We start from the raw sequence: 12409 nt of genomic DNA, 5'->3' as shown, positions 1-12409 counted from the left end.
CAAAGGTACCGGTGATGGTCGATCGCAGCAATCGGGCACAACGTAGTTGGAACATGAGTCGGACTCGCAAAGGTGACACCGAGGCCGAGATGCTGCTGAGAAGAGCCCTCCACTCACTTGGATTCAGATATGCACTGCACAAGAAAGATCTTCCAGGCTCGCCGGATATTGCACTGACAAAGTACCGTACTGCCATCTTCGTTCATGGCTGCTTCTGGCACGGTCATAATTGCCACCGTGCAAAGATTCCCTCGACGAGAACAGATTTCTGGACTAAGAAGATTGCATGCAACAGGGCGCGAGATGAACGGGTCGAAACGACGCTCATAGTGCTGGGCTGGCGAGTCATCATTGTATGGGAATGCTCCCTCCGAGGGAGTAGGAGGATCGGAGCCCAAGCAGCAGCCTTCCGATGCGCGTCGTTTCTACGTTGTACCGAGGACACGAGGATCGAGATTTCGACACAGGATGCCCTGGAGTGATCAACAGCTTGCCGCACAGGTCCATTTGGTTAATGTGTAGCCATGGGCCGCCTCTGGGATATTAGTCCTCAGCATCAGTCAAGGCGTCATCATTTGTGGCGTCCTGCAGATATACACACCGCTCCATCGGGGTTCTAATCACTCGAACCATGGTGTATTTCTATGAGCAGTCGTCAACGGTTGCTAGGCGATCGCGTTAGGGATGCTCTGCCCCCCGGTAGTGCCGGCCGCTGACCGGCTGCCTGAGCGACAATGGCGGCACATGTTGAGGAGCCATCCATGGAGCTGACATTCGGCGACGCCGAGAGCCCGGGGAAACGCAAGCAGGCCCGTCGTGAGATCTTCCTGGCATAGATAGAGCAGGTGGTGCCGAGGTAGGCGTTGCTTGCCCAGATCGAACCCAATGACGTGCGCTCAGGCCGGGCCGGCCGGCCGGCCGCCAAGTGTGTCCCTGAAAGTTGGGGTGAATACCTTATTCTGTGCTGCCCTGTAGCGGCATGATCGGATGGGCGACGACCCTAAGGACTCTTTTGACCACAGTTGCATCAGTGCTTAAGAGACCAGATACCGAGCCATTGCAATACTAGGAAAGCAAGACCCACTCAAGCAACCTTCCGCACGGAGAATGGCCCCTGATGTCAATCGCACAGCGCCTCACCAATAGCTCAGATGAAACCGAGCTCTCCAACTTGCTTTCCGGAGACTTAGTTTTCAGCATTCCGTACTTTCAGCGCGCTTATAAATGGAAGCCTGAAAGGCTCCGGCAGCTCGAGAAGGACCTCCTCAGCATTATCGATGCTGAAGACACACATTTTCTGGGGGCGATTATTATGTACGCGCGCCGCGGCAACCCTGCGGATCCGAGCGTATACGAAGTTATCGATGGTCAGCAGCGGACTACGACCGTCTTCCTTTACATCTGCGCAATTGTAAAGACACTCTGCGACAACGGCCTGTATGACGATGCGGCTGGCCTTTTCCTCAAGTACCTAGTGATCGGCATCGGGCGGGAAGGTCGTTTGGCATCCAATTCTAAGCTCCATTCGTGCAAGGAAGACCGCGCCCAGCTCAACAGAGTATTCGAACACATCCTCTCGGATACCACGTTTGCGGAGAAGCTTGGCTCGTTCAGGTACAAGCCACTGTCTGCAACAGGGCATACCAACGGACGTTTATGGAACAACTATCGAACAGCCCATCGATTTCTTAAGGACCAAGTTGAGCTTGAGGGAGAGGATCGCCTACATGGGATCTATCGCGCTCTGTTGGGAGCGGTGAGCGTTGTACAGATCGTGGTCAGAAATCCAACCGATGGCCCCAAGATATTCGACAGCCTTAACTCGCGCCAGGAGCCGATTACCACTGGCGACTTGGTCCGCAACGAAATCTTCTCGAAAGTTGCAAATGAAGCACCAGACCGAATCGAAGAAATTGATCAAAACGACTGGCAACCCTTCTACAGCAAGTTCTTACGCGATGAGAAGAGCCTCTTCGATTCCTACTTCTTCCCATACGGCCTAATCCACGATCCCAACGTGAAAAAGTCTGAGGTGTTTGACAAGCTTCGCGTAAGATGGAAAGACCTTTCTGATCCAAGATCAATCATTAGCGACCTCGCAAAGTACCAAGATGCATTCCTTGACGTGGTGAATGGCACGAATCACCAAGGCCTTCCTCCAGATACAGCCAAGGCCATGCTCCGCCTCAGCGAATGCGATGCACCAAGCTCGACCTATCCGTTTCTGATGCAGCTCACCAATGCCGTGCGAGAAGGCTCCATACCTCAGACTGTAGCCGTTGAAGCTGCCGCAAAGGTTGAATCGTTTCTTATCCGTCGAGCTGTTTGCGGACACGAGCCCACTGGACTCCATGCCGTCTTTAAGCGACTGTGGCAGGACTGCGATGGCAGCCCAACAGAAGATTCGGTGGAGGCATGTATTCGCAAGCACAAGACCGTTGTTTGGCCAGACGACAATGATGTGCGACAAGCGATAGCGGAAAGGCCACTCTATGGTGCATCGGTAACGAGGTTCGTCCTTCTGGAATGGAATCGTCACCTTGGCGGAGACCAGCCCCAGGGAACAATGTGGATTGAGCATGTATTGCCGGACAAGCTGTCGGAGACATGGAAGGAACACTTCACGACGCAACAGCATGAAGCTTTGAAGGGCCTTCTAGCAAACCTACTTCCACTATCTAGAGAAATGAACCAATCGCTAAGCAATGGCCCATATGAAAAAAAGAGAAACGTCTACCAGGACGATTCAGGGTTTAAGGCTGCGCGACATTTTGCACGGGATTACGCAGATTGGACCCCAACTCTGATTTCGGAGCGCTCCCAACTTGTCGCTGACTGGGCAGTCAAAAGGTGGGCGTGATACGAACATAGTCACCCGGCATTCATTTCGAACCCGCTGCAACGGATCACCAGTGGCGCGGTCAGTTCGCTCTGAGTTGCGCACGCGACTTACTGCGTCGCGCAACGCGTTTGGCGACTTCTGGGATTTCCTCGCGTTCTAACCGAGATGACCTGGAGAGGGCACTCAGGTGCCCCCCCCTGTGCTGATCGACCTATGCGCCACTATTCGCAGTCCGCAGCACGGGGGTCCGAGAGCTTGTAATGACGCACCGGTGCCTGCTCGATTCATCCGGCATGACTCAGGCAGGACCCGGCGCTGCGCAACTTGAGGACTAAGATCATGTTTTCGGATAATCGGCCCTTCAACATGTAATCTGAACTATCCCCGGACGTGCCACGTAGTTGCTTGCGGAACTAATAAGTTGCATAAGCAGCTGCTCGCGCAACCGGCTAGTAACCTGCCATTGACCAGCCTCCGCAGGCAGGTGAGTCTGTGGGAACCTGATATGCGCATGAATCCGGTAAGGGCCTTGTCCTGGATCCCGAACAAAAACAGGGGAGACCCAGATCGCATCAGTGGCTTTGGTCTCCTGACGCGCAGCACCCTCGGGAATTTCGAACCCCAATAAGTAGGTAATAGGGCCTGGATTGCTTTGTGCATAGTCACACGCAGCCCCAACTCGAACGAGAATCGGACGACAATCTGCAATCGAAGCGCTTCTCATCTTGAACTGCTGACACAGCATATCCTTAATGCTTATACCAGTAATACTAAGGAAGGTCGGATCGTCCCAAACGAATGGCCAGGCTACCACGGCTCCCCAATCTGTGGCTGTTAGCCTCTCTGTACCAGGTATGGCAAGGTGAAGCATCCTGTTGATGCTACCAGCCTCGACGGAATCGGCCTTGGGCATCCTCGCGTCGTGCTTGGTTACAGCCGCGCTCCATATATTGGCTTCGACATCTGCGACGTCCTGGTTTTGGACACGGTCAGAAAGTATTGGAGCAAGGGCTGTCGTGATAGCCGCTCGCGGATCTGCCGCGACATGATTCGTCCCGACCGCCTCAGTCACCATGCGGCTGAGAAGCGAATCCAGCGCGTCAGAGTAATGCGCGTTCGTCCGTGAATCGACTGGCACTAGCTCCAACAACGATGCCAACGTCGCACCGGCAGCCTTGAGTACATCAGCTTCCCACTGAAGAAGAACGGCAAGCTGTGGATTTCCAAGTATGGACTCCTGGATAGCGCCAAGAAGCTCCGCCGGATCGCGCACTACACCTTCGTCCAAATTCACCAAATACCTGTCCTTGGCGAGACTAAGTACAGCGAGCGGACGCGCGTACGAACGGTCCGGATCAATGTTCCTCTCCAGGTAGTCGACCAGCTGATCCTTCAGGTCGGCATGCTGAGTCCACATCACCAGAATAAAAGGGCCGCCACGAGAGTCGATGCAGTCTTCGAGGATCTGCTGAATTCTACTAAAGTCACCCTTGTGGTCGGTCTTGAGGTTGCCACCCGTTAGATGAAGATCCATAAACAGGCATCTGACACCGCGAAAATAACTGACATTTAGATCATTTTCAAGGTCGTACTGTACACCTATGCAAGGCGCCCCCATTTTCTGCAGGGAAGAAACGATTGCTTCGAGGTGCTCTTTCTTATCATCTACTGCAATGAAGCGCGGCGCTACTATCATCATGAGGAGGTCCCTTCCTTCGGAAACATAAGGGCAATAACAGCCCCAGTAAACTCGTCGGGCAATCCCACTTCCGCCGCATCTGGGAAAGCGAGATGTCCACCATTTAGCTCCATCACCATGTTCGCGTAATAGAGCCCGACACCCATACCATCCGGGCGCCGACTAAAGAACGGCTTTATCAGCCTATCTGGATCATCTTGGAAGCCCGGGCCAGTGTCGGCAACGATGATAGCTGGGCAACCCGTGAGATCTGGCTCGATGCCAATGTAAATTTTACGGTCATTTTGAGACCCTTCCGGCCACCTGACCTGAAGCCAGTGGAACGCATTGTCAAGGAGGTTATTAAGCGCGCCAAGTAGCAATCCGAACGAGAACCTTCTTTCTATTCCGGGCGAGTCATCCTCAAGGATTGGACAAACAAGACTGACGTCGTGATTCCTGAATCTGACACGATTAAGATCTCTCGCTCGTTTGATCAAATGCTTGAGGCTATGATCTCGGCGATCGCCCTTGCGCAGAAGCTCGCTAAACCCGTCGAGCACCCGAACTAGCTCTCGGGCCTGAACCTGAACGTTCTGAAGATTGCGTCCGTCCTCGATTGCGTCATACAGAAGCCGGACGCCTTGCTCGATCTCGTGAAACACGATCGCGAGCCCCATGCCAGAAATTCCTGCCTGAAGCATGGTATCGCGCATTTCATTGTAATTCTTCTCCGCCTTGTTGATCAGGGGATCCAGCTCTGCGGAGAGTTTGTGCTTCTTGGCCGCATCGCGAAGCGCCTGAAGCGGCATCGTTATGTTAGCGGCCTCCCGATCCTTGCCTTTCCCGGTGATGGCACGAATGTTATCCTTGTCTATCTTTCGTTCTATTTCGAGTATGGCGAGCGCACCAAGAACTATACGCCTCAAATTTGCATAGGCAGCGTTCTCAACAAAACCCTCTCTATTCGTCTTCTCCACGAGACTGGTGCTTTTCTCGAGAGATAGATCTATCGCACCGACGACGATGTTTCGGCTGATGTTTCGAGTCGGGGTATTTACACGGCGAAGATCTAGGCTCAACCAATCATCCCCGGCCTCGCCATAGTTGTACACTCGGATACTGTCCCGGTACACCCTGACGCCACCATTCTCGTCAAGGAAGCTCTGAATTAGCTGACTATCTCCAAGCAGCTGGAGAACTTCCCGATCTCGGTCAAAAACGTAGAACTCTCCAGTAACTGGCCCTAGGCCATCGGTCATGGATTCATCGGCTACTAGCTTTCTCGCAGTTTTGGATGTGGCCCCTTGATTGGCCCCAAGATCATCAACATCACGATCAGCCACGATCTGGAGATTTCCTGCGTTACTGCTTACTGCACGCTTCTCTAATTTGATACCTGCGATACCGCGAAATTCGTAATCCCAGTCAATCTTTCCGTTCTCGAAGGAAAACACGAAACGCCACGGCGCTCTTTCTAGAAGGACACTAATATCAGGAACTCCAGAGACCCACTCCGGATGTTCAGGAACCTTGAGCTCGGTATTAAACTGGTCGGAGCGGGCATTGAATGGTGAAGAAATGGAGGTGATCTGCCTCAGCAGACGCCTTACCTCTCCTCGAGTCCAATTTGCTTCTCGAAGTTCGCCAATCGTTAGACGGGTCCCCTTCTTATTTCCAGTGAAGACCAAGGGCTCCCGAGTCTCTACTGTGACCTCAGCCTCCGAAAGAAACTCCTTTGCTATGAGCGCGGTCCAATCAATTTGAATAACGCACTCTTGCTCACCCGGAGCGCGAGTGACCAGCTCGATTGCGTCTCCGAGCTTGTGCACCGCAAAGCGGCCTAGGCCCTTTTCCCCCAAGGGCAAACGATTCAACTTAGTGCGCTTCAGCTTTGATCGCTGCAACCCCCGATGATCGTGCGCAGGTACAAGCCAAATGTCCTTAACTGTGGCGAGAGTCATCCCATCGCCATCGTCTTGCACCGTGATACTGGCTTGAGCGGTGCCAAGTGAGCTCAGCGTCACCGTGACCTGCTCGGCATCTGCATCATAGGCATTCTTTACGAGCTCGAAGACTGCGAGCCTTGGGCTACCGATCAGCTGGTCTCCGAGAAGCTGCAGCAGACGGGCCCTCGGCCGAAAGGGCAAAGTCTCTGAAACTGGGTCATTCTTATCTGAAGTTGGCATTTACAGCTCCTTGTCCGGGCCGAGCATCATTTTCTGCACTGAGCCGAATCTCGCTTGAGTCTGCAACCGGCGGCACCAGTTCACCGGTTCGCCAGGGAATGTTAGCAAACTGGTTGATTAGATGGCTTGGCAGGCAGCTGAGTTCAATCCGACGGCAGACAGGGTTTCCAGCAAAAGCCTCTGAATTCACTACGCCAGTCCACGCTGGGCGGTGCCCATCCACCTTCCGGGCACTCTGATCTGGTTGGCAACCTGGGGCTAAAACGCAATGAGGCGGCTCAGTGAGCCGCCTCATTGCGCAGGTCCAGAGATTAGTCAGTGACTACAAGCCTCGAAGTACTGCTTGTTCGCGACCCAATCAGCCCTGCTCTTGCTATTCGAAATTATCAATCAAACCCCAACCGGATTCGACTTCTCCACATCAATCTTGTACTGCTTGATCGCCCGGGCCACATCCTTACCCGTCATCTTCCCTTCCTTCGCCAGCGCCGCAATCGCAGCATGCGCGATGTAGTAGCGGTCAACCTCGAAGAAACGACGCAGGTTCGCACGCGTATCCGAACGACCGAAGCCATCCGTACCCAGCACGGTGTAGTGCCCCGGGATGAACGCACGGATCTGGTCCGCATACGCACGCACATAGTCGGTCGCGGCAACCACCGGACCCTGGCGGCCTTCCAGCAGCTCGGTCACGTACGCCTTGCGCTGTTCGCCTTCCGGGTGCATGCGGTTGTAACGCTCTGCATCGAAACCATCGCGACGCAGTTCGTTGAAGCTCGGGCAGCTCCAGATATCGGCGGTCACGCCGAAGTCCTTGTCCAACAGCTCGGCCGCGGCAATCGCTTCGCGCAGGATCGTGCCCGAACCCAGCAGCTGCACGCGCAGCTCGTTCTTCTTCGGCTTGCCGGCGTCGGTCAGCAGGTACATACCCTTGACGATGCCTTCGGCCGCACCTTCCGGCATTTCCGGGTGGGTGTAGTTTTCGTTCATCAGGGTGATGTAGTAGTACTCATCAATCTGATCTTCCATCATCGCCTTGGTGCCGTGCTGCAGGATCACCGTCACTTCGTAACCGAAGGTCGGGTCATAGCTGCGCACGTTCGGGATGCCACCGGCAGCCAGATGGCTGTGGCCATCTTCGTGCTGCAGGCCTTCACCGTTCAGCGTGGTGCGGCCGGCGGTGCCGCCCAGCAGGAAGCCACGCGTCCGCATGTCCGCTGCCTGCCACGCAATGTCGCCCACGCGCTGGAAGCCGAACATCGAGTAATAGATGTAGAACGGCAGCATCGGCACGTTGCTGACCGAATAGCTGGTACCGGCGGCCATCCACGAGGCGATCGCACCCGGCTCGCTGATGCCCTGCTGCAGCACCTGGCCGCTCTGGTCTTCGCGGTAGAACATCAGCTGGTCCGCATCCACCGGCTTGTACTTCTGGCCGAACGGCGCGTAGATGCCGATCTGGCGGAACAGGCCTTCCATACCGAACGTACGGGCCTCATCGGCCACGATCGGCACGATGTGCGGACCCAGTTCCTTGTCACGCAGGGTGATGTTCAAGCTCTGCACGAAGGCCATCGTGGTGGAGTACGAACGCTCGCCACTGCTCTTCAGCAGGCGCTCGTAGGTTTCCAGCTTCGGTGCGTTGAAGCTTTTGCTGGCCTTGCGGCGACGCTGCGGCAGGTAACCGCCTAGCGCGGAACGACGTTCCTGCAGGTACTTCACTTCCGGCGAATCCGGGCCGGGGTGATAGAACGGCACCTGGCCATCCTTCAGCTGCTCGTCGGTCACCGGAATGTTGAAACGGTCGCGGAAGTGGCGCACCGCTTCGTCGTCCAGCTTCTTGGTCTGGTGGGTCGGGTTCAGTGCCTCGCCGGCGCTGCCCATGCCGTAGCCCTTGACCGTCTTGGCCAGGATCACGGTCGGCATGCCCTTGGTGTTCACGGCCTGGTGGTAGGCGGCAAACACCTTGTGCGGGTCGTGGCCACCACGGTTCAAGCGCCAGATGTCATCGTCGGACAGGCCGGACACCATCGCAGCGGTTTCCGGGTACTTGCCGAAGAAATGCTCGCGGGTATACGCGCCACCGAAGGCCTTGCAGTTCTGGTATTCGCCATCGACGGTTTCCATCATCAGCTTCTTCAGGACGCCATCGGTGTCCTTGGCCAGCAGGGCATCCCAGTAACCGCCCCACAGCAGCTTGATGACATTCCAGCCACCGCCACGGAACACGCCTTCCAGTTCCTGGATGATCTTGCCGTTGCCGCGCACCGGGCCGTCCAGGCGCTGCAGGTTGCAGTTCACCACGAAGATCAGGTTGTCCAGGCCTTCGCGGCCGGCCAGCGCGATCGCGCCCAGGGTTTCCGGCTCGTCGCTCTCGCCATCGCCGATGAAGCACCACACCTTGCGGTCGGACTTTTCGATCAGGCCACGGTTTTCCAGGTAACGCAGGAACTGCGCCTGGTAGATCGCGGCGAGCGGGCCCAGGCCCATCGACACGGTCGGGGTCTGCCAGTAATCGGGCATCAGCCACGGATGCGGATAGCTCGAAAGGCCACCGCCGTCCACTTCCATGCGGAACTTGTCCAGCTGCGCTTCGTCGATGCGGCCTTCCAGATAAGAACGCGCATAGATACCCGGGGCGCTGTGGCCCTGGATGAACAGCAGGTCGCCCGGATGGTTGTCGCTCGGGGCGCGCCAGAAGTGGTTGAAGCCGACGTCATACAGCGTCGCGCCGGAGGCGAAGCTGGCGATGTGGCCGCCCAGGTCGCCCGGCTTGCGGTTGGCACGCACCACGGTGGCCATCGCATTCCAGCGGATGATCGAACGGATGCGCCATTCCAGATCGGCGTCGCCCGGGCTCTTGGCCTCCAGGTTCGGCGCGATGGTGTTCACGTATTCGGTGGTGGGAGAGAACGGCAGGTACGCGCCCGAACGACGGGTCAGCTCCACCATGCCTTCCAACAGTTGATGCGCGCGCTCGGGGCCCTCGACATCAATCACGGCCTTCAACGACTCGATCCACTCCTGGCTTTCCACCGGGTTCGGGTCGTTGTTCAGCAGCTCGTTCAACCAGTTCATTAGCGCTCCCATTACCGCACGCACGCGCGCGACTGTTATTGATTTCTAGACCGCAAAGTGTAGCGCACCGGGGGCTTCCGTCACTTGGCTACGCGTGCGTATGGTCGTAAATGGCTTGTTTGTCTGCGGACTGTCCGAAGCTGTCCCGGCCAATGTTTCCAAGACGTTACGTGCGCAGCGGAACCCGTTCCTTGCCCCGCCGGCCCCCGCCATGCCATTGATCCGGGACGGAAAACCAAGGATGAGGTCATGCGCAGCCGTCCCCCGCCTGCACCCCCTGTGCCCCCGCGCGGACGCAGTCTGCGTACCCAGCTGATGCTGTGGTCGTGCCTGGTCCAGGCGGCATTGTTGCTGCTGCTGGTGACACTGTTCTATCTGGGGGGCCGTGCGCTGGTGCATCAGCAGGCCATTGCGCAGCTGAACCACCTGGCCGAGCAGACCGCGCGCAGCCTGGGCAACTCGCTGCGTTCGGCGCAGATCACCGGCGACATGCTGCTGGCCCCGCTGGCTGGCAACGCCTTTGATACCAACCAGATGCACGGGCTGCTGCATGCGGCGGTGGTGGCCGACCCCAACGTGGACGGCGCCACGGTGATCATCGAACCCGACCGCGTGCCGGGCATGCCCGATGGCTACGCCTGCCATGACGTGTTGCTGGATGGGGCCGTGCAACAGCGCTGCGGCGCCGACCTGGACCTCAACGGCCGGCAGCGTAGGTGGTACCGCAAAGCCCTGCATGCCACGGGCCCGTGGTGGTCCGAACCGTATGCCAATCCCAGCGAAGAGGGTCGGTTGTTCATTACCTACAGCGTGCCGCTGCGGCTGCCCGGCGAGCTGCTGCCGGCCGGGCTGGTCAGCGTGGACGTACCGCTGGCGCGCCTGCGCCATGACCTGGGCCAACTGCCGCACACCTCGCGCCTGCGCGCCACGTTGCTGGCGCCGGACCACCGCGTGGTGCTGAGCTCTGCGCCGGAGATAGAACCCGGCATGTCGCTACGGCGCTACCTGCAGCACCGGCCGGATCTGGCGCCGCTGTTCGATCCCAAGCAGCCCCCGCTGCCCGACGATGAAGGCTTCGACCATCAGGGTCGCGATGGCACCCGTTTCCTCAGCCGCATCGCCCCGCTGGAGCAGGCCGGCTGGCAGGTGGTGCTGTCGGCCGACCACGATCTGCTGCTGGGCGATCTGCGCCGGGTAACCTGGTGGGCGGTGGGCCTGGGGGTGCTGGGCGTGCTGGTCTGGCTGCTGCTGGTCCGACGCCATGCGCAGCGGCTGCTGCTGCCGATGGAAACGCTGACCGCCGCCGCGCGCCGTTTCAGTGTGGGCCACTTCAACCAACCGCTGCCCTACCCGCGCCAGCACGACGAAGTGGGCGAGATGAGCCGGGCGTTCGAACGGGCACGACAATCCATCCTGCAGCAGATGCACACCATCGAGCACATGGCCGGCGCCCGCGAGCGCAGTGAAAGCGAGCTGCGCATCGCCCGTGGCATCCAGCAGGGCATGCTGGCGCCACCGCCGCAGCTGCAGGCCGATGGCTTCGTGCTGCGCAGTTCCACGGTACTGGTGCCGGCACGCGAAGTCGGCGGCGATTTCCACCACATCGCGCCATTGGACAGCACCACGCTGTGCTTCGTGATCGGCGATGTATCCGGCAGCGGCGTACCGGCGGCGTTGTTCATGGCGCGGGTGCTGACGTTGTTGGAGGCTGCCATGCAGTTGCACCGCCAGCCGGGGCACATCCTTACCGAGGCCGCACGCCACGTGGCCCAGCGCAACGAGGCATGCATGTTCGCCACCGTGCTGTGCGGGGTGGTGGACGTGGCCACCGGCCAGTTCGAGCTGGCCAGCGCGGGGCACGAATCGCCCTTGCTGCGACGCGCTGATGGGCAGGCGACGGTGGTGCCGATGCGCAGCGGGCCGGCGCTGGGTATCAATGCGCGATCGGTGTTTCCCTGCGCGCGCGGGCTGCTGGGCCCTGGCGAATACCTGCTGGCGTATACCGATGGCATCAGCGAAGCGCAGTGCCCGAAGCACCGCTGGTTCGGCATGGAGCGCGTGCTGGCGGTGGTGGCCGATGTGGCTGACGATCGCCGCGTCTGTGATGCGGTGGTGGCGGCGCTGCAGGCGTTCTGCGCAGGGGCCGGCAATCTGGATGACCTGGCCCTGCTCAGCGTGGGCCGGCAGCTGTCGTGGCCGCCGCTGCATCTGCGCGCGCCTGCTGATCGCGATGGGCTGTACTCGTTGCTTTCGCGGCTGGAGCGCGGGCTGCTGGCGATGGGCCTGCAGGAAGAACCGCGCCAGCGCGCGCGGCTGGTGGTGGATGAGTTGTTCGGCAATGTGCTGGTGCATCAGCGCGAGCTGTCGCAAGTGACTCTCGACGTCACTGCAACCCTGGATGACGATGGATTGGCACTGCAGTTGCGCGATACCGGCCGGCCCTTCGATCCCGCCGCCGTGCCCGCGCCGGACCTGGATGCCCCCTTGCAGGATCGCGTAGTCGGCGGCTGGGGCCTGCATCTGGTCCGCTCGCTGTGCACCCGTTTTATCTACTGCCGCCGCGATGGCAGCAACCGTGTCCATCTGCTGCTGCCGTTGGCAGCGCCGCGTCAGGAGTAAGCC

6 protein-coding genes are annotated in these 12409 nt (G+C 58.6%); 3 read left to right on the top strand and 3 right to left on the bottom strand.

The window, feature by feature from the left end; genetic code table 11:
* Nucleotides 1–14: 14 nt before the first annotated feature.
* The gene (locus IFT58_RS15680; protein WP_197974651.1) at nucleotides 15–482 is read left to right on the top strand and encodes a very short patch repair endonuclease; all 468 of its coding nucleotides are present in this window, start codon (nucleotides 15–17) and stop codon (nucleotides 480–482) included.
* Between the two features lie 635 nt (nucleotides 483–1117).
* Nucleotides 1118–2860, top strand: coding sequence for a DUF262 domain-containing protein (locus IFT58_RS15675; RefSeq protein WP_192095971.1), 1743 nt, complete (start codon nucleotides 1118–1120; stop codon nucleotides 2858–2860).
* Between the two features lie 343 nt (nucleotides 2861–3203).
* Here the strand turns inward: IFT58_RS15675 and IFT58_RS15670 are convergent, their stop codons facing one another.
* From IFT58_RS15670 to aceE, 3 genes are all read right to left on the bottom strand, one after another.
* The gene (locus tag IFT58_RS15670; protein WP_192095969.1) at nucleotides 3204–4541 is read right to left on the bottom strand and encodes a hypothetical protein; all 1338 of its coding nucleotides are present in this window, start codon (nucleotides 4539–4541) and stop codon (nucleotides 3204–3206) included.
* Nucleotides 4538–6709: an ATP-binding protein gene (locus IFT58_RS15665; protein WP_192095967.1), complete on the bottom strand. Its 2172-nt coding sequence runs from the start codon at nucleotides 6707–6709 to the stop codon at nucleotides 4538–4540. The genes IFT58_RS15670 and IFT58_RS15665 overlap by 4 nt, the downstream gene beginning before the upstream one ends.
* Nucleotides 6710–7099: 390 nt before the next feature.
* On the bottom strand, nucleotides 7100–9787 hold the full coding sequence (gene aceE, locus IFT58_RS15660; protein WP_188325890.1) for a pyruvate dehydrogenase (acetyl-transferring), homodimeric type: 2688 nt from the start codon (nucleotides 9785–9787) through the stop codon (nucleotides 7100–7102).
* A 249-nt stretch (nucleotides 9788–10036) separates the two neighbouring features.
* Here aceE and IFT58_RS15655 point away from each other — a divergent pair, with 249 nt between their 5' ends.
* Entirely contained in the window at nucleotides 10037–12406 is a 2370-nt protein-coding gene (locus IFT58_RS15655; RefSeq protein ID WP_192095965.1) for a SpoIIE family protein phosphatase, read from the top strand.
* Nucleotides 12407–12409: the final 3 nt, after the last annotated feature.

This window comes from Stenotrophomonas sp. CFBP 13718 (assembly GCF_014842145.1).
Classification (GTDB): Bacteria; Pseudomonadota; Gammaproteobacteria; order Xanthomonadales; family Xanthomonadaceae; genus Stenotrophomonas.
The sequence above is the reverse complement of the archived record's forward strand: the minus strand, read 5'-3'. Positions and strand labels throughout refer to the sequence as shown.